Annotated in this window: 18 protein-coding genes; 7 read left to right on the top strand and 11 right to left on the bottom strand. The window is 51.3% G+C overall.

Annotated features, from left to right (window positions below; genetic code table 11):
- Positions 1 to 106: 106 nt before the first annotated feature.
- The 5 genes from KQJ23_RS19610 to KQJ23_RS19590 form a co-directional block, all read right to left on the bottom strand.
- Positions 107 to 1,675, bottom strand: a complete 1,569-nt coding sequence (locus KQJ23_RS19610; protein WP_216480602.1) for a response regulator — start codon at positions 1,673 to 1,675, stop codon at positions 107 to 109.
- 3 nt (positions 1,676 to 1,678) lie between these two features.
- Positions 1,679 to 3,517: a sensor histidine kinase gene (locus tag KQJ23_RS19605; protein WP_216480600.1), complete on the bottom strand. Its 1,839-nt coding sequence runs from the start codon at positions 3,515 to 3,517 to the stop codon at positions 1,679 to 1,681.
- Positions 3,518 to 3,639: 122 nt separating this feature from the next.
- A complete protein-coding gene (locus KQJ23_RS19600; RefSeq protein ID WP_216480598.1) occupies positions 3,640 to 5,301 on the bottom strand; it encodes an extracellular solute-binding protein in 1,662 nt (553 codons plus the stop codon).
- 333 nt (positions 5,302 to 5,634) lie between these two features.
- Entirely contained in the window at positions 5,635 to 6,519 is an 885-nt protein-coding gene (locus KQJ23_RS19595) for a carbohydrate ABC transporter permease (protein ID WP_044481385.1), read from the bottom strand.
- An 18-nt stretch (positions 6,520 to 6,537) separates the two neighbouring features.
- Positions 6,538 to 7,458, bottom strand: a complete 921-nt coding sequence (locus KQJ23_RS19590; RefSeq protein WP_216480597.1) for an ABC transporter permease — start codon at positions 7,456 to 7,458, stop codon at positions 6,538 to 6,540.
- Positions 7,459 to 7,607: 149 nt separating this feature from the next.
- Here KQJ23_RS19590 and KQJ23_RS19585 point away from each other — a divergent pair, with 149 nt between their 5' ends.
- A complete protein-coding gene (locus tag KQJ23_RS19585; protein ID WP_216480596.1) occupies positions 7,608 to 8,354 on the top strand; it encodes a glycoside hydrolase family 16 protein in 747 nt (248 codons plus the stop codon).
- A 201-nt stretch (positions 8,355 to 8,555) separates the two neighbouring features.
- On the opposite strand, the gene KQJ23_RS19580 is transcribed toward KQJ23_RS19585, so the two are convergent.
- The 5 genes from KQJ23_RS19580 to KQJ23_RS19560 form a co-directional block, all read right to left on the bottom strand.
- Positions 8,556 to 10,259 (bottom strand): histidine kinase N-terminal 7TM domain-containing diguanylate cyclase, encoded by a 1,704-nt coding sequence (locus KQJ23_RS19580; protein ID WP_216480595.1) that lies wholly within the window; start codon positions 10,257 to 10,259, stop codon positions 8,556 to 8,558.
- Positions 10,260 to 10,431: 172 nt separating this feature from the next.
- Positions 10,432 to 12,387, bottom strand: coding sequence for an elongation factor G (locus tag KQJ23_RS19575; protein ID WP_216480594.1), 1,956 nt, complete (start codon positions 12,385 to 12,387; stop codon positions 10,432 to 10,434).
- A gap of 129 nt (positions 12,388 to 12,516) precedes the next feature.
- The gene (locus KQJ23_RS19570) at positions 12,517 to 12,858 is read right to left on the bottom strand and encodes a DUF1801 domain-containing protein (RefSeq protein ID WP_216480593.1); all 342 of its coding nucleotides are present in this window, start codon (positions 12,856 to 12,858) and stop codon (positions 12,517 to 12,519) included.
- A 128-nt stretch (positions 12,859 to 12,986) separates the two neighbouring features.
- Complete coding sequence (gene aspA / locus KQJ23_RS19565; RefSeq protein ID WP_216480592.1) at positions 12,987 to 14,402, bottom strand: aspartate ammonia-lyase; 1,416 nt, start codon at positions 14,400 to 14,402, stop codon at positions 12,987 to 12,989.
- 176 nt (positions 14,403 to 14,578) lie between these two features.
- Complete coding sequence (locus KQJ23_RS19560; protein ID WP_216480591.1) at positions 14,579 to 15,217, bottom strand: spore coat protein; 639 nt, start codon at positions 15,215 to 15,217, stop codon at positions 14,579 to 14,581.
- Between the two features lie 160 nt (positions 15,218 to 15,377).
- Between KQJ23_RS19560 and KQJ23_RS19555 the strand changes: the two genes are divergently transcribed.
- The 6 genes from KQJ23_RS19555 to KQJ23_RS19530 all read left to right on the top strand — a co-directional run bounded on the left by KQJ23_RS19555 (position 15,378) and on the right by KQJ23_RS19530 (position 21,572).
- Positions 15,378 to 16,673, top strand: a complete 1,296-nt coding sequence (locus tag KQJ23_RS19555; RefSeq protein ID WP_216480590.1) for a phytoene desaturase family protein — start codon at positions 15,378 to 15,380, stop codon at positions 16,671 to 16,673.
- Positions 16,663 to 17,520, top strand: coding sequence for an RNA polymerase sigma-70 factor (locus KQJ23_RS19550; protein ID WP_216480589.1), 858 nt, complete (start codon positions 16,663 to 16,665; stop codon positions 17,518 to 17,520). The genes KQJ23_RS19555 and KQJ23_RS19550 overlap by 11 nt, the downstream gene beginning before the upstream one ends.
- Positions 17,521 to 17,616: 96 nt before the next feature.
- Positions 17,617 to 18,708 (top strand): iron-siderophore ABC transporter substrate-binding protein, encoded by a 1,092-nt coding sequence (locus KQJ23_RS19545; protein ID WP_216480588.1) that lies wholly within the window; start codon positions 17,617 to 17,619, stop codon positions 18,706 to 18,708.
- On the top strand, positions 18,701 to 19,741 hold the full coding sequence (locus KQJ23_RS19540) for a FecCD family ABC transporter permease (protein ID WP_216480587.1): 1,041 nt from the start codon (positions 18,701 to 18,703) through the stop codon (positions 19,739 to 19,741). Before KQJ23_RS19545 ends, KQJ23_RS19540 begins: the two co-directional genes overlap by 8 nt.
- The gene (locus tag KQJ23_RS19535) at positions 19,738 to 20,769 is read left to right on the top strand and encodes a FecCD family ABC transporter permease (RefSeq protein WP_216480586.1); all 1,032 of its coding nucleotides are present in this window, start codon (positions 19,738 to 19,740) and stop codon (positions 20,767 to 20,769) included. Before KQJ23_RS19540 ends, KQJ23_RS19535 begins: the two co-directional genes overlap by 4 nt.
- Positions 20,769 to 21,572 (top strand): ABC transporter ATP-binding protein, encoded by an 804-nt coding sequence (locus KQJ23_RS19530; protein WP_216480585.1) that lies wholly within the window; start codon positions 20,769 to 20,771, stop codon positions 21,570 to 21,572. Before KQJ23_RS19535 ends, KQJ23_RS19530 begins: the two co-directional genes overlap by 1 nt.
- Before the next feature lie 73 nt (positions 21,573 to 21,645).
- On the opposite strand, the gene KQJ23_RS19525 is transcribed toward KQJ23_RS19530, so the two are convergent.
- Complete coding sequence (locus KQJ23_RS19525) at positions 21,646 to 22,986, bottom strand: amino acid permease (RefSeq protein WP_216480584.1); 1,341 nt, start codon at positions 22,984 to 22,986, stop codon at positions 21,646 to 21,648.
- Between the last annotated feature and the right edge of the window lie 107 nt (positions 22,987 to 23,093).

Genomic DNA, 23,093 nt, shown 5'->3' with positions numbered 1-23,093 from the left:
AGGAGTCATCTCTTGGCCTGCTAAATAAAAGGCTGCTTTTAATCAGAGTCCACAAACCGGGTCACAGTTCATCCGATCAGCGACGGGCTGTTTCTATTTCTTCATGTTATAGAGCGGTATCCCGGCTCTTTTCCTCCCCGGGCTTTCTCCGCATCCGCTGCCGGTACTCGGTCGGCTGCATCCCCATGACCTCACGGAATGCCCGGGTAAAGCTCTTGTAGCTCTCATAGCCCACCATAGCAGATACCTCGATTATCTTGTGTTCAGTCTCTGCAAGCAGCTTCCGGGCCTTATCCAGACGGACATCGCGCAGATATTCGGCAAATCCCTTGCCGATGTTCTTCTTGAACAAATTTGAAAAGTAGGCGTAGTTCAAGGACACATGGTTGGAGACCATCGCCAGATCCAGCGGCTTGTGGTAATTTTCATGGATATACCGGATAGCCTCGTTTAAGTCCTGGGTATTTCGATAGCTGCACTTAAATTCATAATAGAACTGGTTCAGCCGAAGCATTTGCTGCTGCAAAGCCTGGATATAGTCCCGAATGCCCGGATAGTCGAACAAGTTCCGCAGGCATTCCATGTCCAAGGCTTCTTCTCCCATATAAGGACGAATCACACGTTCATATTCCTCCAGCATTTGTACCATAGCACGGCATAGCTGCTGGGTGTAGCGGATGTGATAACGCTGCAGCACATCCTTGTGGAATAGCCGGGAGATGCCCTCGGTCATTTTGCCGCTATTTTGTGTACCAATTAAGTGGAACAGCATATAAATCTCTTCATGGGGGAGCTCCCATTGCTGCTCTAGACCGGCAATATGTGCCGGCAGGAGGCAATGCCGATCCGGAAACAGGTAGCTATGATGATACAGCTCCATCACCTGCTCATAGCTGTTAGGGAGCTCGGCCAGTCCCTGCTGGGGATCGGTCATTACCATAATAGCTCCCATCTGCTGCTCCTTCAACATCGCAGGCAGTACTTCCGTGCTAATCGAGGCATCCACGGCCAGAATGAATTGAGGCCGGTATTGAAGACAGATGCAGCCGCTCTTGCCATAGACCTCATAAGCGATCGATTCCAAGCTGTGGGAGCTGACAGCACCCGGTTTATTAATCAGAAGATCTTCCCGCAGCAGGCACAGGCGATAATTGCGCCACAGCTCTGAATGATGCTGCTCGGTCTGTTGAATCCAGGTCTCGTCGGTAGCTGCCCCCTGCATGAACATGCGCAGCTCCTTGCGATCGGTCTCCCGGGCACGACGGGATAAATGCTTCATATTTTGCGAGAGCGCCTGACGGGTTCGAACCTCTTGCATGACATGCTCTACCGCTGATTGCAGATCCTCCCGCTTTACCGGCTTCAGCAGATAGCCCTTGGCGCCCAAAGCGATGGCCTTCTGGGCATAGGCAAAGTCGCTATATCCGCTGATGATCAGATAATCGACACTGATGCGCTCCTCCTTGGTTCGACTCATGAGTGTCAAACCATCCATATCAGGCATCCGAATATCTGTAATCACAAGCTGGATGCTCTGCTCCCGCAAAATCTGCAGTGCTTCAATTCCATTCACGGCGCAGAAAATATGATCCATCTGCATAGGGAACTGGTGCAGCATCGCCTGTAGTCCGTCACGAATATTCTTTTGATCATCCACAATCAAAATATTCATCATTCTCTACCATCCCCCCAGATTCACGTTTTCCCATGGCAAACGGATCGTTACACAGGTATAGGAGCCCTGCACGCTGTCAATCCAAAGACCGCAGTCCTTGCCATAATGAAGCTGCAAGCGTTTATGAACATTTTCCAGCCCCAAACCGTTCTTGCTGGCAACAATCGGCGTATCCGAATCCCCCTTCAAGGCCGCTTGCAGCGCAGCCAAGGTTCCCGGATCGACACCAATCCCGTCATCAAAAATCTCAATAAACAGCAAATGATTCTGTTCTACCCATACCGTAATCTGGATGCGTACATTTTTCCTCTGAGGTGCCGCATGATGAATGATATTCTCGACGATTGGCTGCATGCACATTTTCGGAATCGCATACCGCAGCACCTCTTGAGGAAACTCCGCCGTCAGAGCAAAGCTGCTGCCCTCCATAAAGTTAATAAATTGAACATAACTCTGGATATTGTCCAATTCCTCCCGAAGCGCGACAGTATCCCCGTTCCACTTCATGCTGTAGCGAAGCAGGGCTCCGAGCGATACAACCGCATCTGCAATCGCAGCCTGCTGCTGAATCTCCGCCTTCATCCGGATTGCCTCCAGCGCATTATACAGAAAGTGCGAGTTGATCTGCGAATGAAGCGAATGGAGCTGCGCGTTCTTGGCAATCAGTTGCTTATCCACTACCTGAGTCATTAAGCCTTGAATCTCATCCAGCATCTTGTTGTAGGTCACCGCGACTTCATCAATCTCATCGCCGGTCTCATCGGCTTCTAAACCGGTGTCGATCTTCGCGTCAAGCTGCCCCTTTCGCACCTGTCTCATCGAGGACAGCACGCTGTCCAATCGGCGGAACAAACGATGGGTCATCTGCGAGACCAGCACCATCATAAGCAGCAGCACGCACAACGTAATCGTTACGACGAGCACATACCAGCTCCGCGGACCTTCCATCAGTGCCTGATGGGAGGCGATATCCACCACATAGGCGTCCAGCGGAGAGATATAGCGGTATACCGCGTAATAGAGGTGATCTCCGGCCTTGACCTGAACCGGATTGTCCTGATCAAGCGGATCCAGGTACCGGTGGACACTGGCAAGGATATCATCCAGATTCTCTCCGGCTGTCTGGGCGAAAGAATGCTTCGGATTATATACATATCGCGAGGGACTTGTTCCTTCCATCACCACGGAAAAGAAATCCCCCTCGGTCTCTTCCAATAAATCGCTGAAAAATGCACTGTGCGAGGTGCGAATCTCCATAATGGTGGGCCGCTTTTGCTGCCCCCCCTGTAGCCGGACCAGCCGATAGTAAGATAGCGTGTGCTCCCCATTTTGGAACGCAAAAATCCGGTAGGCCGCACCGCCTTCATCCCGCAGCGTCTCCCAATAATCCTGCGGGAAGAACTTGTCATACTGATAGATTTCCGGCCAAATCTCATGCAGATTCGGATTGTCCACATAGAAGCTTAGCTGGCTGATCATTTCGTTGCTTTGAATGATATTATGCATTTGCTCATATTGATTTTGTCTAAACCTTACTAGTCCCAAGCCATCCGAGCGCATATTAGAATGGATAAAATCAATAAAGGCCTTCTGTGTCAGCGCAGTGGAGGAAGCGTTTTCAATGATGTTCATTTTACTGCGCAGCTTTTCGTTGATTTTGGTCACATGGCTGCTGCCGTTTGCCATCGCATCCTTATAGAGCTGATTCTCCTGAATCCGGATGAACAGAAAGGATACGATAATGGCAGGAACCGCGATCAGGATGCTAAAAGCCAGGAACAGCTTTTGTGTAATACGGGAATTGCGGTAAATCTTCCTCATCTTCTTCAGCAAGACCATCATCCCATTGCCTCCCTACGTTTGTAATATACCATATATTACAATCGGGCCGGCAGATATTAAGGAAAAGCAGGGATACCGGTCACCTTATTGGTGACCGGCAGCCCGGTTCTGCTATTTAAATTTTATTCAGCCATCTTCGCTTTCCGTACATCCAGCTCGGCCTGACGGAATTCCATCACTTGCTCGAAGCCATAGGCATCGCGACGGGCTTGGAAGTTCTCGAAGATCTTGTCGAATGCCGCCTCATCCTTCGCGGTAATCAACTCGGGCAGCACTTCCTCCCAGTTCTGCGAAATACGGGCAAAGGATACGGCTACATCCGAGTCGCCCAACGGATCAAGACCCTTATAGATCCCGCCGTCAATGTCGGCTTGACCGTTCGCAAAGTCTTCCATTTGCTTAATAACAGGCGCTTTCTCCGGTCTCCATTGGTTCACGATAACCGGGTTACGCATCATCCAGTACGTATCCATAATGCCGACTTCTTTTTCCAGCTTCTCTATGTCGTTCTCGAGCAATTGCTGCATCTCCGGCTTGAGCTGCGGCTTGCCGTCAACTGTCTCCCAAGTCTCGCCTTCTTGACCCAGGAACAGATCCTTCTGCCCTTCTTCGCTCGCCAGGTATGTCAGGAAGCGGATTGCACGCTCAGGGTTTTCACAGGATTTGCTGATCATCGTAACCATCCAGCCATCCATGTTGCCAGGGAACAGCTTGGCTGTATCTCCATTGCTGTTCTGTGGCCCATCTACAGCTATATAGTAGGAATCCGGATTGTCGCTGGCTGCCAGCATCGGATTGACAGCCGTCATTCCCGTCCACTCCCGTACCATCATGAAGTAACGGGCATTATTCGTCTTCTCTTCCACTTGCGTATCGGAATCTACGAGGAAGTCTACATTAATCAATCCGCGCTCGTAAGCTGTGCGGAAGGTCTTCAACCAAGTGACATAATCCGGGTCTGTAATACGGTCATAGACTTTACCGTCTTTCTCATGCGGTACGGCAAGCAGGTTCTGCAAATATTCCGTCATCCCGTAAGGCACGTTCCCTTGAGCGAAAAATGGGCTCATCGGCTGTCCTTTGTACTCAGAATATTGATCCTTCAAGAGCTGCAATGCGCCCAGGAAGCCTTCCGGTGTCGTCAGATCCGGACTGCCCATGTCTTCGTACAGATCCTTACGTACCAGGAAGGTCTGGTTCGCTGCCGTCATACCCGTCTCATGCATCAGATTCGGGCTATAGGAGTCGTTCGGAATGCCATAGGTATTGCCATTCTCTTGCTTATACCATTTAAGCGTACCGTCACCAGCCACCTTGTAGAAGTACGGATCATATTGATCGGCCAACTCGTTCAGCGCATACACATGGTCGCCTTCCCACAGCTTTTTGACAGCGGTTTCCCAAGAACCCATGCTAATGATATCCGGCAGCTTTCCGGAGGTCATCATCAGAGTAATTTGCTCATTCGCCTCACCCGATGGCACTTCGATCTTTACATTTACGCCTGTCTTCTCCGAGATATACTTGGAGTTCAAGCTTTCTCCCCAAGTGCGTCCATACCAGGAAGCGCCTACGAACCAGGTCAGGTCTACCGGGCTGGTGTCCAGCTTCCAGGCAGCCTCATCCGGATTCAGCGTAACTGCCGGTATCTCCGTGTTTTGCGTATTGTTTGCAGGGGTGTTCGTCGATTTGGCGTTGTTGTTACTTCCAGAGCATGCAGCTAGACCCAGCATGAGGACCATAGCCATAATGATGGCCATGCTTTGCTTCAAATTGCGTTTCATTTCCTCATCATCCTTTCTTGTATCTCTTTTGGATTTTGGTACATTGGTGCATTATTTCAATCATCCGCCTGTAAGTGCGTGTTCAAAAGTCAACTTTTCAGCACCGAGAAGGTTACGTGAACCCGGAGAAGGAGGAGCCGAGTGTAGGTGAACCCTACATGAGCGAAATACTTCCAAAGGAAGCATCCCTCGTAAGCATCCGCTTGGACTTCAAGGTGAACGCAAGATTCGATGCCGAATCAACCTCTTGAACCACTTCGTGATCCAAGATGACTTTTTGAACTACCTCTGTAAAAGATAGTATTTGAGCATGGTCTTTCAGGCGGATGAGACTTACCCTTTAATAGCTCCAATCATGACGCCTTTGACCAGATAGCGCTGAATGAAAGGATAGAAGGCCAGGATCGGAAGCGTAGCCACCATCATGGAGGCGAACTTGATCGAGTTGCCCGGCAGCTTGGCCCCAAACTGAGCCATGGCTTGCTGCTGCATGAACGACATCGAGTTCTCTGCAATAATCTTGTACAACATTGTCTGGAGCGGAAGCTTATCCTGCGAGCGGATGTACAGGACGCCTTGATAGTAGTCGTTCCAGTGATAGACGGCTGCAAACAGGGCAATTGTAGCGATAACCGCCATACTGTTCGGCAGCACAATCCGGAAGAAAACACCGTAATCGGAAGCGCCGTCCACCTTGGCCGATTCCTCCAGCCCCTCGGGAATGGTGCGGAAGAAACTCATAAAGATAACCATATCGAAGAAGGTGTACATGGCCGGGATGATGAAAACAAGGAAGTTATCATACAGCCCCAGCTTGGTCATCAAAATAAACGTAGGAATGAGACCGCCGGAGAACAGCATCGTGATCAACGCGATTTTCATATAAATCTTGCGGCCAATCAGGTTTGTCTTGCTCATTCCGTAGGCTACAATCGCGGTAAAGAGCACGTGCACAACAGTTCCGATCACCGTTCGGAGCGTCGTAATCAGGAACCCGTTCATCAGGTTATCGTCATCAAATACGACGCGGTAGCTGTCCAGCGAGACGGCCTTCGGGTACCAGTTGACCGTCCCAAGAATGGCTTGCTCCGGTGCATTGAGCGAGTTAATAAACACGAAGTACATCGGGTAGAGCGTAACGAAGCACACCGCCAGCATAAGCAGGGTATTGCAGATATCGAATATTCCGATGCGTCTCAAGCCTCTGTATTTGCCCATAGGTATCTGCCCCCTTTCTTAGAAAATGCCCTCGCCATTTAATTTTTTCGATGAGAAGTTAGCCAGGAACAGCAGGCCTAGCGCTACAATCGAGCGAGCGAACAAGGCAGCTGTTGAGAAGGAGTAGCGCCCGGATACCAAGCCCATGTTGTAGATGTAGAGGTCGATGCTCTCCGCCATCTTCATGTTCATATTGTTCTTCAGCATAAAGATCTGCTCGAAGTTACTGCCAAGCAATCCGCTGACGGCCAGAATAAACAGAATCGCGATGGTCGGCCGGATACTCTGCACGGTAATGTGCCACATCCGCTGCCAGCGGTTGGCTCCGTCCAGTTCCGCCGCTTCATACAATCCGGGATCAATGCCGGAGATAGCAGCTATGTAAATAATGGCGCTCCACCCTGTCTCCTTAAGCGTGTCGGAGAAGAAGGTGATCCACCAGAAATATTTCGCATCACTGTTGAACAGAATCTCCCGATCCTGAAGTCCCAGCCCCATCATTAATTGATTGATCACTCCGCCCTCGCCAAGCCAGTTCAGCATGATGCCGCCGAAAATCGTCCAGGCAATAAAGTGCGGCAGATACGAGATCGTCTGCACCGTGCGCTTGAAACGCAAGCTGCGTATTTCGTTGAGCATCAGGGCGAATAAAATCGGAATCGGAAATCCGAGCACCAGCTTGATCGAGCTCATCCCAAGTGTATTGCGAATAGAACGCCAAAAGCGGTCATCGGTTGCAAAGTCATGAAAATGCTTCAGCCCCACAAAGGGCGATTCCAGCAGCGGCTTCGCAATGTTATAGTCCATAAAAGCAATGATCAGCCAGATCATCGGAATATAGCAGAAGATGAACATCCAGACGATGCCTGGAATGACCATGCTTTGCAATTGCCATTGGCGCATAAAACTTTTGACGAGTCCATTTTTCTCTGAATTCATAGGCTGTGCCTCCTTCTCTATCATCGTAAGAAAATGCGCATAGGAAAAAAAGGCCAGGATTTTTGACCCTATCCCATTTTTTTGGATTCGTTTGACCGGGCATGTAAATCCGCTATGCTGGGAGTATGAAGAAGGGAGTGTGCATAAGGATGGATAAGCTGATCTGGCATCAGGACTATTTACATAGCAGTGCCGACCTGAGCTCATGGAACGTTCGTCTGGGCAATGATCTGCTAGATGACCAGGGCAATGCGATCTTCCCGGGCTGGGGAAACGGGGAACAGCAATTTTATACGGGGAATCCCGGAAATTTGTATCTAAATGAAGAGGGCTTGAATTTGTGCGCAAGACGTGAAGCCGTGGAGACGGTGGATGGGCGTAAATTCGCCTATACCTCTGCCCGTATCGATACTCGGGATATCTTCTCCTTCTGCTATGGGAAGCTGGTCGTTCGTGCCAGATTCCCGATAGGACAAGGCATGTGGCCGGCGATCTGGCTTCTGCCGCAAGACAAGAAATACGGCAACTGGCCGGCCTCCGGGGAGATCGATATGATCGAGGCCAAAGGTCGGCTGCCGCAGCAGGTATTTGGAACGCTTCACTTTGGATCGGATTGGGACCATAAGGTCACGGACGAGTTCTCCCATCAGCTGGAGTCCGGCACGATTAATGAATTTCATGATTATACGCTGGAGTGGAGTGAAGAATCGATTCGCTGGCTGGCAGATGGCCATTGTTTTGCAGAGCGCCGCATGGAGCCGGGAGTCACGCCGTTCGACGTGCCATTCTATCTTTTGCTTAATCTGGCTGTAGGCGGTTTTTACGATCATGTTCCGGTGGATGAGGAAGCACTGCCTGCCGTGATGACGATCTCAGGGATTTGGGTGTACCAGTAATCTGGTGTGCCAATAGGAAGGGAATGTACAAGAGGGTGTTCCGAAATCATCGAAGCAGATGATCAGGGACACCCTCTTGTATTGAGCTACGCCGTATGATGCGGCAAGTACGATAATAAGTGCTGATAAAACAGCCCGATCGATGATTGCGGGGAGGCGAGGTAGACAGCCTCCCGACTATCATGCCCTATCATCGATTAGCTACATCAAGGGTGCCACATTGGCGCACTGTCCGAGTTCGACCCGGTTGCGTCCCTTCTCCTTGGCTTGATAAAGAGCCTTATCTACGGCAGAGAAAAGCCGAACCAAATATTCCTCCGGACTCTCAGCCGGATCTTCCTCGCTAAAAACATCAATCGCTACAACACCCATACTGATCGTAACCGAAACCTCCTCCAACGCTTGTCCGAGCTCCACAGGCACCTGATTCAGCTCTACTGACAGCCTTACTCGTTCTGCCAGCTGCATGGCAAGCTGCTGCTCGGTATGCGGGAGATAGATCATGAACTCCTCTCCGCCGTATCGGGCAAGAATATCCGTGCTGCGAATCGCCTGCTTGACGACTTGTGCAGTCCGTAAAAGCACTTCATCTCCAACGACATGTCCGTAACGGTCATTCACGTTCTTGAAGTGATCAATATCGAACAGGATCAACGAGAAGGGGATCCGATACCGGGTATTGGTGCTCACCTCATGCGTCAGCTGCTGCGTCAAATACCGCCGGTTATAGCAGTCCGTCAAGCTGTCGGTCAAGACCAGCTCCTCCAGCTTTCGATTGGCCTCGGACAGCTCGGAACGAATATGATCGAGCGATTGATTGCGTTCCTGAAGTATTTCATTCTGCCGGTTCAGCTCATGCACCAGGAAGCGCTCTTGCGTTACGTCCTGGAAGGTCAATATCGATCCGAAGAACGACTGATAAGTATCCACGATCGGCGAAACCTGAAGGATAAAATGTCGCTCCGTCAGGCTCTCCACCTCGATCTCAATCCGGAAGGGCCGATATTCCTTCTGCTTGTATTGCTCCAAAAATGTCCCCACATCTCCAGTTACCTTAACCGTCTCCAGAAAGGAGGCAAGCTCAAAGCGATCCCCGACCCGAAGGTCCCGAATCAAAGATAAGGCTTTGTTGACCTTCATGATCAACCCTTGCTCATCCAGAACCAGGATACCGTAAGGAATTCGATTGATAATATCCTCTTGGGCGATCGATACAAGGTCAAACACATTAAATTTTTTAATAACGTAAACAAAAAATAGGCAGGACAGAAAAATCCCTAGGGATGTCAATCCAGGGATAATCGGGAGCCATTTGCCGAGCACAACGTTCAGAAAGCTATCCAGGCACGCAAATCCGGTTAGGACATAGATTCCCCATAGGGTAATCTTGACCTGCTTTCTGACCTCTGGCGATGTATGAGGGGAACGCATTGCCCGGAACAAGATGAAGAGGGAGGCAAAAAAGTAGCTTAACAGAACCGCAGTGACAACCCAGAACCAGGGACCATACGTCCGCTGGACGAAGCCCCCCTGGACCGGGAGCGCAAAATCACCGCCGATATTCAGAACCACGCCTGCGGCTGCAATAACGGCTGGGGCCAGAATCATAACGGTCTGGGACTTGCTTAATTGCGCTTCCGTTCGTGTCAGGAAGAAGGTAAGCAGGAACCATCCTCCCCCCACCAAAGATATGGCAACGAAGGATATCGTGACGAACAGCCGCTGCAGATCGGGGTTTCCCGTCATGCCCATGGCAAATTGACTGAACGGCCACAGCATCATCAAGCTATGAAACAAGAAGTAAACCTTATGTAAGTTCGTAACCCGGACGGAAATAAAGACATAGATGAACAGCACGAACAGCAGGATGAATAGAGCGAGGTCAAACCATCCTTTAGGGCTCATATTTAAACTCCTTTTTTGATTCCAGAAAGGCGACTACTATTGCTAAAACTGTAAAATTAATCACATCTTATCACAGAGGAACAAGCGTGAGTAGTCATATAATCCCATTTTATTCTGCTATTCACAAAAATATGGAGTCCTTATACCCGGAAATCTCCAAAAGCTTCCCTGCTTACAAAAGGTGCATCTTGGCTTCCGCCTCCTCCCAAGGCAAGGAGTAACCAGCTCCCTTGGCACAGAAAATCGAGGAGGAGGTGTAGAGCGGGTCGGCCTCCTTCCGGTAGCCTAGCCGTTCTATCACTTCCTCCGGATTATGGCACCGGTCGTAACCGCCGAACACACAGCGGATACTGCCCCGCCCATGTGTGAACGATGCAAATTCCGTGCTGTAGCTCATGAAGGTGGAGACGGGTACCCTCCCGGTGATGACCGCTTGACCCTCCGATGTCTGCGGCGGTTCAAAGGTGCCTGAAGCCCGCTGGATATCGGAAAGAACCCTGCCCATCTCGTCAATGCTCACTTTGATTTTGATATTATAAAAAGGCTCAAGCAGCACATTCTCTGCCTTCTCCAACCCTTGGCGCAGCGCGCGGAACGTTGCCTCGCGGAAGTCGCCTCCATGGGTATGCTCCTTGTGCGCAGCGCCCCGGAGGAGCGTAATCTTCAAATCCGTCACCGGCATACCGGTCAGCAGTCCATGATGCTCCCGTTCATACAGATGGGTTTGGATCAGGTTCTGGTAATTATAGCCTAGATTATCCGGATGGCACACGCTGGTGAACCCGAGACCGCTGCCCCGCTCTCCGGGCTCCAGCAGTAAATGCACCTCTGCATAATGCCTGAGCGGTTCGAAATGACCGTATCCTGTAACTGAGGACTGAATCGTCTCTTTATAAAGAATTTCCGGCTGGCCGAACGTGATGGCAAATCCGAACCGTTCCTTCACAAGCTGCTCCAGCACTTCAAGCTGAATCAAGCCCATTACGCGAATATGAATCTCCTGCAAGCTCTCGTTCCAGACAACATTTAATGAAGGGTCCTCCGCATTCAACAGACGGAATGCTCCCAGCACTTGCTGGACATGAAGCACAGCAGGGAATTCCACCTTCGCCTGCAAGGTCGGCTCCGAATCGTATACCAGCTTATCTTCAACCTGTCCCAGTCCTTGCCCGACCTCGGCTGCAGACAGACCAAGAACAGCAAACAAATCACCAGCCTCCGCCTGCTCTACCGTCTGGGTTTTGGCTCCATTCACCCAAAGCAAGCGAGTGATCTTCTCTTCAACCCGCTGTTCACCGGTAGCATAGACCAACAGGTCGCGAACTCGCAGCCGACCGCTTTCCGCTTTAATGAACGTGTGCCGTACCCCAGCTTCGTCGTGCTTGATCTTGTAGATTCGGCCTCCGAATGGAGCATCCCCATCATAATCAGCAACCGTAAGCAAATGCATCTGTTCAAGGAATTCCACAACCCCTGTATCCTGAAGCGCTGAGCCGTAGGCATACGGGAACAGACGGCCATCCCGGATCATTCCCCGTAAGCCGTCCAGCCAGAAATCAGGATCGTCTTTTCCCTCCAGAAAGGCTTCTAGCAGGGATTCATCCCGCTCCGCCATCATTTCCCTTAGCGGCTCAGCGACCCTGCCATCCACAAAGCCTTCCGTGAGACTGCCGATATCCCCTGTAAGCTGCTGGCGGATATCCTCCTCCACCTGCGAGATATCTGCCCCCACCCGGTCAGCCTTATTGATGAAGAAGAAGGTCGGGATTTCATGCTTTCGCAGCAGCTGCCAGACGGTCTCCGTATGACCCTGGACTCCTTCCACCGCACTGACAATCACAACCGCATAATCGATAATTTGAAGTGCCCGCTCCATCTCCGGAGAGAAGTCGACGTGTCCGGGCGTATCGATCAAATGGTACTTGTCGCCTTTATATTCCATAATCGCCTGGTCGGCGAACACCGTAATGCCCCTTGCCCGCTCAATTTCGTGGCTGTCCAGATAGGCATCCTGATGATCCACCCGCCCCCGCGACCGGATACTGTTCGTATGGTAGAGCAACTGCTCCGCAAAAGTTGTCTTTCCTGCATCCACATGGGCAAACAAGCCTATCGTTAGTCGTTTCATCTCTTCCGTTATCCCGCTTTCGTAAATCTCTGTAAAATTAGAAAAATGCCCCTAGTTTATCATAAGTAATGCGGATCATCCTTGGAAATCGTAGTTAAGGTGTGCCTGACATCTTCTCCCCTCCCCGATCTAGCCGAGCTCTGATGCAGCTTGACTCACCAGCGGGGACAGGAGATCACGATCCGCTTCCTGGCCCTTCTTCAATTTGAGCGTCTTACGCTCCGGCGGGCCTTCGAAGCCTTCCGGCAAAGTCATATTCACCGTATTAAAAAGGGTGAAGCTGACGGCATCCTTTGATGTAGAAATAACCGCCGCATACTTTCCGTTTTTTAGAAAATGAGGCTTCTTATATTGGATTCGCTCCTGGACATCGGGAATGGCCGAAATAACAATCTCTCTAAGCGTCGTGCACAATTGCTGTTGCCAAGGTTCCCTCACCGCATCAATAAATTCGATGACTTCTTGATTCATCCTAAACATCTCCTTATATTTAAACGCTTCATATCCTTTTCCCTTTAATTTCGACTTGAAAAAGATACGGCGAACCAAGGTATTAGACGCATTAGAAGCATCCCCCCATTCGCCGCTTGATATTTCTGTCATTTCTTCAATATATCCGCGCCGGCTATGCCGGGATGCGTCATCTCGAACGGGTCCAGAATCAGATCCAACTGCTCGCCGGTCAACACGTTATATTTTAGGCAGAGATCGCGGATCGAGGCTCCGGTGGCTATGGCCTCTTGAGCAATCTTTGCAGCAGTCTCATATCCGATATACGGGTTGACCGCCGTCATGATCCCTACGCTCTGCTCAACATACTCCCGCAGCTTGTCTTCATTGGCCTGGATGCCCTTGAGGCAATAATTCGTAAATGAGCGAAAGCCCTGAATCATCATACTGATGGATTGCAGCAGGTTAAATACAAGAACGGGCTCCATCACATTCAGCTCCAGTTGTCCCGCCTCCGAAGCCAGGCAGATGGTGTGGTCATTGCCGATGACCTGAAAGGCGATCTGATTAATCATCTCCGGCATGACCGGATTCACCTTGCCGGGCATGATCGAGGAGCCGGGCTGACGGGCAGGCAAGGTGATCTCGCCAAGTCCCGCTCTCGGACCGGAAGCCATCAGGCGCAGGTCGTTGGCGATCTTGGACATGTTGATCATGCTGATTTTGAGCGCGGCAGATACTTCCGTATAGGCGTCCGTATTTTGCGTAGCGTCCACCAGATGCTCGGCCTGTTCCAGCGGCAATCCGCTTAACGCCTTGAGCTGCTGCACTACGGAGGTCATATACCGGGGATCGGCATTCAATCCGGTTCCAACAGCGGTAGCCCCCATATTCAACTCATATAAATGCTTGCGGGACTGCATAATCCGCTTCATATCCCTTGCCACTACCCGGCTGTAGGCCTCAAACTCTTGTCCAAGCCGAATCGGCACGGCATCCTGCAGATGAGTTCTTCCCATTTTGATGACGTGACTGAACTCCTGTCCCTTCTGGTGAATCACATTATGCATATCTTCCATCACGGTAAGCAGCTTCTCCAGTTGCTTCAAGACGGCAATATGAATGGCTGTTGGAAAGGCATCATTGGTGGATTGCGACATGTTGACGTGGGTGTTGGGACTACAAAGAGAATAGTTGCCCTTCTCCCTTCCCATCAATTCAATCGCCCGGTTGGCAATGACCTCGTTTACGTTCATGTTGATGGAGGTTCCCGCTCCGCCCTGGATCGGGTCGACGATGATCTGATCCTGCCACTTCCCCTGAATAAGCTCCTCAGCCGCCTGGACGATGGGCTCGCCGATGATCGGGTCAAGACGGTTCGTCTCCATATTCGCCAGCGCGGCCGCCTTCTTGACCATCGCCAGTGCCCTGATCAATTCTTCATGAATTCGATAACCGGTAATCTGGAAATTTTCAACGGCCCTGAGCGTCTGAATTCCGTAATATGCATGGCCGGGAATCTCTTTCGAGCCTAGAAAGTCCTGTTCGATCCGCATGGCACCCATTCCGCAACTCTCCCTCCAACTGAAATCGCTTTCATTATATATTATATTTTAACCTTTTAAAACCGCGATACCTCCAAATTCCCATTCGACCTCAAAAAATTCCTTAATCAATAAACACCTATGTACTCCCTATCCATAAAAAAAGCGCTCCTCGAAAGGAAGCGCTAGGGTCCGCTTTAATGAAAACCTTGCGTTCCCGGCATTTGCGGTTGGGTCGGGCAAGGGGCATAACCATTCTGCATGATCTGCATGTCCTGTTCCGCCAGTTGCGGCACCTGATAATAACCATGCTTATTCTGGTAAAGCGAGATTTCATAAGCCATTTCGATGCAGTTGGGAAGCGAGTCAGCCAATACACGCCGAACCACCGGGTTAGTCACTTCCATCGCCGCGCTTGTCTTGATCGCGGCCCCGCCTTTCACGGCATTCAGCATACTTAAGGCAATCGTTCCGTCGTTGATTTCCGCTATGGACTGCAACGGCTTTTGCGGCGGGCTGGGCTTCATCCCGTAGGTGAAGTCGTTCCCCTGCTTCATGCTGTAGCTTTGTGTCGGTACGGCCGGATCTTGTCCTGTCTTGAAGCACTCCAGCGTGGTGTTATACTCGGTTGTCATGAATTGCTTCTGCCGCTGCAGAATGTCGCGAAGCTCAGGATCTTGAACGTGTCCGCTTAACATGGTGTAGGTGTTTATCGTGTTAATCGCGCCGGCCAGAACTTCATGAACGTCGAACATTTCATGTCCGCCGTGATTCAATTGCGGAGGAACGATGCCTGTATGAAGGTTCTGGTGATTTTGGGGCTGTTGGGATTGCATTGGATGGCCTCCTTCAATATTGATTGATTATACATCCGCCCTAGTTTGTACAGCCCGTTCTAAACTATGCATATTGCTTCACCATTTCACCAATCGCTGTCACAGCTATCCCTCCCTTGTCGTCTTGATTATTAGGAAAGAATAACAGGAGGTGTACCTTATGACTCACACTTGGGATGTTGTTATTGTCGGCGGCGGCCTTGCGGGTTTAGTGGCGGCTAATTGCTTGGCAGGAAACGGCTTATCCATTTTAGTATTGGAAAAAGGAGCTGAGGTTGGCGGAAGGGCGAGAACACAGCGGATCGGACATCAGTATTTCAATCTGGGTCCTCATGCGCTGCCCCAAAAAGGAAAAGCCGTATCCATTCTCGAAGAGTTGGATATAGAGTTCTCGGGCAAGCCGCCGAAGCTGGGCGGTCAGCTCATGAAAGAGGGGTTGGCTTATGCAGCCCCTTTCACGCTATCGGGCCTGGCTACTACACGTCTGCTTCAGGCAAGGGAACGCATGGAGTGGGCCAAGGTGCTGCTCCAGATAAGTTCAGCTGATCCTGGCAAACTATCGCATCAGACCTTTGAACAGTGGGTTCGGCGAATGACCGGCTCCGCCCCGGTGCAGTCCTTGCTCTATTTACTCGGAAGACTCGCTACGTATTGCCATGCTCCCGATCTGGCAAGCGCGAAGGTCATTGTATCCCATATCAAGACAGTCCTAAGCGGGGTGCTGTATCTGGATCACGGCTGGCAGAGTCTGATCGACCAGCTTCATAATCGGGCGGTGATCTCGGGCGTGCAGGTGCAATCGCAGAAGTGCTTTAAACAGATGAATACCGAACAGCACGGCCTTTTCAAAGTCATACTCTCCGATGACGAGAAGGTCTGGGGGAGAAATGTGTTATGGACAGGAGCCCCTCTTGAGCTGAGCCGCGTCCTAGCCGAACAACCGGCCAATTTCCCGGTGGATCCCTTGCCTGCCTTCGTTCCTGTGAAAGGAGCCTCCCTTGATGTTGCTCTCTCCCGGCTTCCGAATCCGAAGCAGCTATTCTCCATGAGTTTAACCGAGCCGGTCTATTTTTCTGTACACTCGAATTACGCAAGGCTTTCTGATGACGTATCAAGTGCGGTTCTGCATGTGTTGAGATACTATCATCCGGAGGAACACCCTGATCCGAAGCGGATTCGGACCGAGCTTGAGCAATTCCTCGAGCAAATGCAGCCTGGATGGAGGAATTACGAGCTGAACAGCCGTTTCCTCCCTCAAATCGCAGTGAATCAGCGCTTGCCGCAAATCGGAGACGAGCAGAGATTAGCCCGGTTCAAAAAGAGCATCCCGGGTTTATATATTGCCGGAGATTGGGCTTCTCCGGATTTCATGCTGGCGGAAGGAGCCCTTACCAGCGCAAAGCAAGCGGCCGAGGATATCATGGCCAAGGAAAAGAGGCGCTATCATGCAGATTAGTAACGAAGAATACCAACGATTCAAGCCGTTGTTATTTTCCATAGCTTATCGAATGCTAGGCTCCGTCACGGACGCCGAGGATATTGTACAGGATACTTTTTTAAAAGCGTACCAAATGGATGCGCAAAAAATAGAGAACAAGAAAGCGTATCTCTGCAAGGTTGTAACCAACCGCTGTCTTGATGAATTGAAATCGGCCCGGCACAGGCGAGAGCAGTATGCGGGGCCCTGGAATCCTGAACCGCTGCTGCTTGAGGAAGCAGACGGCACCGATCCGTCTGAAATTCTGTTGCAAAAAGAAGGACTGAGCATTGCCTTTTTACGAATGATGGAGCACCTGGCGCCGGATGAACGGGCTATTCTTCTATTGAGGGAGGCACTCGGCTTCTCTTATCCGGAAATTGCCGCAATCATGGATAAGAAGGAGGATAACTGCCGTAAGATACTCAGCCGTGCCAAGCGGCGAACCTCGCGGATCGAGGATGAAAGCTTGAGCTATGAGCGGAACAAATCCTTGGTCGAGCGCTTTATCCATGCCTTTCAAAAGCAGCAAACGGATATTCTGCTGGAGCTTCTATCTGAAAATGTCACTCTGTACTCCGATGGCGGAGGGATCGTCCGGGCCGCTCTTCGCCCAGTCATATCCTCCTCCAACGTGCTTTCCCTGCTATACGGCGTCATTAATAAGGCCCCGCAGGATTTCCGCTTTGAGATTAAAAATGTCAACCATCAACCCGCTATCGTGGTGGAACAGAAGGGCGCCCTCGCAGGTATCCTGAGTTTTTATATCTGTGACGATAAGATAATTGAACTGTATCTGACGATGAATCCCGAGAAGCTGCCTTGAGATGTTTTTCATAAAATTCCTTTGACACTTTAACACATAGACGCTAAAATGATTGAGAACGATTATCAATTTCATCACTCTGGAAAGGAAATGATTATGAGAACACATCGCAAAACCTCATTACTCACCCTGATCTTTGCCCTTGTCCTTGTAGTGGCATTGGTCGGATGCTCTAGCCAGACCAACAATTCAACTACGCCTGCGGCGCAAAACAACGCGGAGAACACACAGACTCCAGCAACCGATGAGCCTGCTGCTCAAGAGTCTGACGGAGCGTATCCGATTGTCATCAAGCATGCGCTTGGCGAAACTATAATCGAGAGCAAGCCGGAACGTATCGTGACCATTCAGTGGGCCAATCATGACGTCCTTCTCGCGATGGGCGTTGTGCCTGTAGGCTTCTCCGCTGCAAATTTCGGGGTACAGGATGACAGCGGGCTTCTCCCTTGGACAGCTGAAAAATTGCAAGAGCTTGGCGTAACCGATCCGAACGTCTTTCAGGATACGGACGGACTTGATTTTGAGGCGATCTCCGATGCGAATCCAGACGTAATTCTGGCCGCATACTCCGGTATCACCCAAGAAGACTACGATCTTCTGAGTGAAATTGCTCCGGTAGTTGCTTACCCGACATCTCCTTGGACTACGACCTGGCGGGAGCAAGTGCTGCTGAATGCCGAAGGTGCGGGAATGAAGGCGGAAGGCGAACAGCTGATTAAGGATACGGAATCCCTGGTGGCTGAAAAATTAAGTGCATACCCGCAAATCAGTGGTAAAAAGGTTGTATGGGTGAACTTCTCTGCCCAAGATATGTCCCAGCTGCATATTTACACACCAATCGATTCCCGCGTCTCCTTCTTGTACGAGCTGGGTCTGGAATATCCGGAGAGCATCACCTCCCAAATTACCGACCCTACAAGCTATTCCTTGAAGCTGAGTGCTGAAAATGCAGAAGCCTTGAACGATGCGGACCTGATCGTAGGCTACGGCAATGATGAGCTCCTGAAGGCACTGCAAGCAGATTCCCTGCTTGGCAAAATTCCTGCCATTCAAAGAGGCTCGGTAGCCTTTATTGACAGTGATACGCCGCTGGTTGCTGCCGGTACACCCAACCCGCTTTCGATTGCCTACACGATTGATGAATATTTGAAGCTAATTGGAGCAGCCGCTGACAAAGTAAATGAATAATTTTTCAGATATTTCAGAACAAAAATTAATTTCATCTGTACCGAAGAACTTCAAAAGAGTGCTATTTGTCTGCCTGGCTCTACTTGTGCTCTGCGCGATAGCCTCTCTGGTACTAGGCTCCCGGGTGGTGAGGCTTCAAGAATTACTTGACGGCCTCTTCCACCCGGATGTCGAGTCCTACGGCGCGAATATCGTCCGCAAGCGGGTTGCCCGTACTGTGTTCGCCTTATGCTGTGGTGCGGCTCTCGGGGTATCCGGCTCGTTGATGCAGTCCGTCACCCGTAACCCGATTGCGGATCCCAGTATTCTGGGCGTCAATACGGGCGCGTCGGTGTTCGTCGTCAGCGGAATTGCCTTCCTGAACATCAGTGCCGCTCACCAATACATTTGGCTGGCACTGGTCGGGGCTGCAATAACGGCAGTGTTCGTCTTCGGTATCGGCTCAATGGGGCGTGGCGGCGCTACGCCCATTAAGCTCGTTTTGGCAGGTGCAGCCACTAGTGCTGCCCTGTCTTCTGTTGTATCTGCCATCCTGATTCCGCGCTCCTATGTCATGGATCAATTTCGCTTCTGGCAAGTGGGCAGTGTCGGCTCAGGCAGCTGGAGCGTCGTGCTGACGCTTGCTCCGTTCCTGGTCATCGGCGTAGTGACGGCGATCCTCACAGCCCCGGCGCTGAATGCGCTTGCGCTAGGGGATGATGTGGCGACGGGGATGGGCGTGCGCACAGGTGTGCTGCGGCTGATCTCGGCTCTGGCCGGCGTGATTCTATGCGGCGCTGTTACAGCCTTAGCTGGTCCGATCGGCTTCATCGGATTGCTGGCGACGCATGTCATGCGGCTGGTACTGGGCCCGGATCTGCGTTTTGTCATCCCGATGTCCGCCCTTTCAGGCGCTATTATTCTTACGATATCGGACATTTTAGGCAGACTGCTCGGCAGCCCCGGCGAGCTGGAGGTCGGTGTGGTTACAGCCTTTGTAGGAGCTCCACTTCTAATATTCCTAGCGATTAGATCGAAAGTGCGTTCATTATGAGAAATGATACGATAGAATTCATTATGTCAGGCCGGCGTCAACGCCGTCGCCGCTGGGTACTTGTCACATGCAGCCTTGCCTTGCTGGCCGTGCTGCTCTGCTGCGCCATGCTCCTCTTAGGGAATACCATCTATCCGGTCAAGGAGATTGTCCGGGCACTGTTCGGAGAGCAGGTCAAAGGCGTCTCCTTCGCCGTCAATACGATCCGCTTGCCGAGAATGCTGGCCGGATTATTCTCCGGCATGGCCTTCGGGATGGCCGGGATCGTCTTCCAGACGATGCTGCGCAACCCGCTTGCGAATCCGAACATTATCGGTATTACCTCCGGTTCCAGTGCAGCTGCTGTCTTTTGTATAACCATTCTGCATTCCACCAATGCTGTAGTATCGGTCGCGTCCGTGGTGGCCGGATTGATTACGGTCCTTATTATGTATCTGCTGTCCCGAGGAAGATCCTTCTCCATTGGACGGCTGATTCTGATCGGTATCGGGATGCAGGCTATGCTGGATGCAGTGGTGTCCTATCTGATTCTGATCAGTGCGCAGCAAGATATCCCTTCTGCTCTCAGATGGCTTACGGGCAGCCTGAACGGCTCCCAAATGAAGGAACTGCCTCCGCTCTTGATCACGGTGATCATGCTGGCACCGATTCTGATTGCCCTCAGCAAGCATCTGAGCTTGCTGGAGCTCGGGGAGCAATCCGCTTCATCGCTTGGCCTGAATACGGACAAGACAAGAATCGTGCTGATTATCAGCTCTGTCGCCATGGTTGCTATTGCTACCGCAACGACCGGACCGATTGCCTTCGTCTCCTTCCTTGCAGGACCGATCGCAACCCGATTAGTCGGGGCCGGCCATTCCAATGTGGTGCCCGCCGGTCTTGTTGGAGCTAATCTGGTTCTGGGCGCGGATCTGATCGGGCAATTTCTCTTCGAGGTCAGATATCCTGTCGGGATTATTACAGGATTGCTCGGAGCGCCTTACCTGATCTTCCTGCTTATCCAAATGAATCGGAAGGGAGAGTTATGATGCCAGCCACACATCTGTTTCAAGCCGAGCAACTGGTTGCCGGCTATGACCATAAGACGGTAATTCACGGGATCGATCTTGTGATCCCCAGCAACAAAATCAGTGTCATTATCGGAGCGAACGGCTGCGGCAAATCGACGCTGCTCAAGACGCTGGCAAGGCTGATCAAGCCGATCTCCGGCCAGGTTACTGTCGATGGCAAGCCGATCAGCAAGATTCCGCCGAAGAAGCTGGCCCGTGTCATCGGAATGCTCCCGCAGTCTCCGATCGTCCCGGAGGGCATTTCCGTTGCAGACTTGGTCGGACGCGGAAGATTTCCGCATCAATCCATGTTTAGCGGATGGTCCAGGAAGGATTATGAGGCCGTCGCGGAAGCGATGGAAATTATGAATATCACCGAGTTCGCCAACCATGATATCGATGAGCTGTCCGGCGGCCAGAGACAACGTGTCTGGATTGCGATGGCCCTGGCGCAACAGACCGATATCCTGTTCCTGGACGAACCGACGACCTTCTTGGATATTACCTATCAGGTCGAGATTCTTGATCTGCTTACCGATCTAAACCGCAAGCACGGCACGACGATCATGATGGTGCTTCATGATATCAATCTGTCGGCGCGGTATGCGGACCATATCTTTGCGATGCATGAAGGAAAGCTGGTCACGGAAGGAACACCTTCAGAGGTCATTACAAGCACCATGGTCAAGGATATCTTCGGACTGAATTGCACTGTCATTCAAGACCCGCTGTGCGGTTCGCCCATGGTAGTTCCAAGAGGACGGCATCACGCTATCCTGTAGTGGGACTTGAATATAGAAAACCCGGTATCAGGGAGGCTTTGGCCTTCTCCCCCTGATACCGGGTTTTCTCGTTTTATCGGACTCGTTTGATATAGGAGAGCGCAAACAGCAGCACAAACCATAAAGGCGTAAGCAGCAGGGCCGGACGCGTCTCGTCAGCAATGAGCATAATGATAAGGATGATAGCGAACAGAACGAGGACCGCATAGTTGATGAACGGTGTCCACGGCGCCTTGAATTTCGAGGCTGCATGTAGCTGAGGCTGCTGCTTCTTGTACCGGATATGGCTGATCAGCACAACTCCCCACACCCAGATGAAGCAAATCGCGCTGATAGTCGTCACTACGCCGAAGGCTTGCTCCGGGATGAGCTTGCTTAAAAGCGCTCCCCCCGACAGGATGAGCGTTGAGATAAGCAGGCCGTTGCGCGGCACGTGATTTTTGTTCAGCTTGCCAAAGGATTTCGGCGCCTGATTCTTGTTCCCCAAATTGTAGAGAATCCGGCTGGTCGAGAACATTCCGCTATTGCAGGCAGAAGCCGCCGAGGTCAGCACGACGAAGTTGATGATCCCGGCGGCGACCGGAACCCCGACCAGGGCAAAGGTCCGTACGAACGGGCTCTCCCCTGCGGTAAGCTGAGTCCAGGGATTGATGCACAGCAAGGCTAAAATCGCTCCCACATAGAAGAACAAAATCCGCATCGGAATTTTGTTGATGGCAGACGGGATATTTTTCTCCGGATTGGAGGTTTCCGCCGCAGATACCCCTACCAGCTCCACTCCAACGAATGCAAAGACGACCATCTGGAAGGATAAGAGAAACCCGGTGATCCCATTGGGGAAGATGCCTCCATGGTTCCACAGGTTGGTCACTGACACGGCTCCCGCCTCGGTCTTGAACCCGATAACCAGCAGCACGATGCCCAGTCCGATCAGGGCCAGGATTGTAATGACTTTAATCAGGGCAAACCAGAACTCCAGCTCCCCGAAATTTTTGACTGTTAACAAATTCAGCCCGAGCAGCACGATCAGACAGATCAGCTCCGGCACCCATTGCGGGATATCGAACCAATATTTCACGTAAATGCCTACGGCAATGACGTCGGCCATCGCCGTCATAATCCAGCAGAACCAATAGGTCCAGCCGGTGATAAAGGCCACCCGCTCTCCCAGATAATCCTGGGCAATATCGGTAAACGACTGGTAGCCCGCCTTCGACAGCAACAGCTCTCCCAGCGCTCTCATCACAAAGAATACAGCGATCCCCACAATAAGATACGTAAGCACGATAGATGGACCGGCCTGTTGAATGGCCTTTCCGGACCCCAGGAACAATCCTGTTCCAATCGTTCCTCCTATAGCAATGAGTTGTACATGACGGTTCTCTAAATCCCGCTTTAATTCCTGCTGTGCCATAACTAAGCTCCCCCTTAAGATTGTTTCGCTCTCTGCAGTGAGGGGCAACAATGTCAACCAACAAAAAAAGAGATTGGATCACTCCAATCTCCGGGCACAAAAAGTAA

The organism is Paenibacillus brevis, assembly GCF_018919145.1.
GTDB lineage: Bacteria > Bacillota > Bacilli > Paenibacillales > Paenibacillaceae > Fontibacillus > Fontibacillus brevis.
Note: the sequence above shows the minus strand (reverse complement) of the source record. Positions and strands in the feature narration are given on the sequence as shown.

Excerpts from the sequence above, each read along its gene's own strand:
- KQJ23_RS19610 (WP_216480602.1), bottom strand. The coding sequence starts at position 1,675 with ATGATGAATATTTTGATTGTGGATGATCAAAAGAATATTCGTGACGGA.
- KQJ23_RS19605 (WP_216480600.1), bottom strand. The coding sequence starts at position 3,517 with ATGATGGTCTTGCTGAAGAAGATGAGGAAGATTTACCGCAATTCCCGT.
- KQJ23_RS19600 (WP_216480598.1), bottom strand. The coding sequence starts at position 5,301 with ATGAAACGCAATTTGAAGCAAAGCATGGCCATCATTATGGCTATGGTC.
- KQJ23_RS19595 (WP_044481385.1), bottom strand. The coding sequence starts at position 6,519 with ATGGGCAAATACAGAGGCTTGAGACGCATCGGAATATTCGATATCTGC.
- KQJ23_RS19590 (WP_216480597.1), bottom strand. The coding sequence starts at position 7,458 with ATGAATTCAGAGAAAAATGGACTCGTCAAAAGTTTTATGCGCCAATGG.
- KQJ23_RS19585 (WP_216480596.1), top strand. The coding sequence starts at position 7,608 with ATGGATAAGCTGATCTGGCATCAGGACTATTTACATAGCAGTGCCGAC.
- KQJ23_RS19580 (WP_216480595.1), bottom strand. The coding sequence starts at position 10,259 with ATGAGCCCTAAAGGATGGTTTGACCTCGCTCTATTCATCCTGCTGTTC.
- KQJ23_RS19575 (WP_216480594.1), bottom strand. The coding sequence starts at position 12,387 with ATGAAACGACTAACGATAGGCTTGTTTGCCCATGTGGATGCAGGAAAG.
- KQJ23_RS19570 (WP_216480593.1), bottom strand. The coding sequence starts at position 12,858 with ATGAATCAAGAAGTCATCGAATTTATTGATGCGGTGAGGGAACCTTGG.
- aspA (WP_216480592.1), bottom strand. The coding sequence starts at position 14,402 with ATGGGTGCCATGCGGATCGAACAGGACTTTCTAGGCTCGAAAGAGATT.
- KQJ23_RS19560 (WP_216480591.1), bottom strand. The coding sequence starts at position 15,217 with ATGCAATCCCAACAGCCCCAAAATCACCAGAACCTTCATACAGGCATC.
- KQJ23_RS19555 (WP_216480590.1), top strand. The coding sequence starts at position 15,378 with ATGACTCACACTTGGGATGTTGTTATTGTCGGCGGCGGCCTTGCGGGT.
- KQJ23_RS19550 (WP_216480589.1), top strand. The coding sequence starts at position 16,663 with ATGCAGATTAGTAACGAAGAATACCAACGATTCAAGCCGTTGTTATTT.
- KQJ23_RS19545 (WP_216480588.1), top strand. The coding sequence starts at position 17,617 with ATGAGAACACATCGCAAAACCTCATTACTCACCCTGATCTTTGCCCTT.
- KQJ23_RS19540 (WP_216480587.1), top strand. The coding sequence starts at position 18,701 with ATGAATAATTTTTCAGATATTTCAGAACAAAAATTAATTTCATCTGTA.
- KQJ23_RS19535 (WP_216480586.1), top strand. The coding sequence starts at position 19,738 with ATGAGAAATGATACGATAGAATTCATTATGTCAGGCCGGCGTCAACGC.
- KQJ23_RS19530 (WP_216480585.1), top strand. The coding sequence starts at position 20,769 with ATGCCAGCCACACATCTGTTTCAAGCCGAGCAACTGGTTGCCGGCTAT.
- KQJ23_RS19525 (WP_216480584.1), bottom strand. The coding sequence starts at position 22,986 with ATGGCACAGCAGGAATTAAAGCGGGATTTAGAGAACCGTCATGTACAA.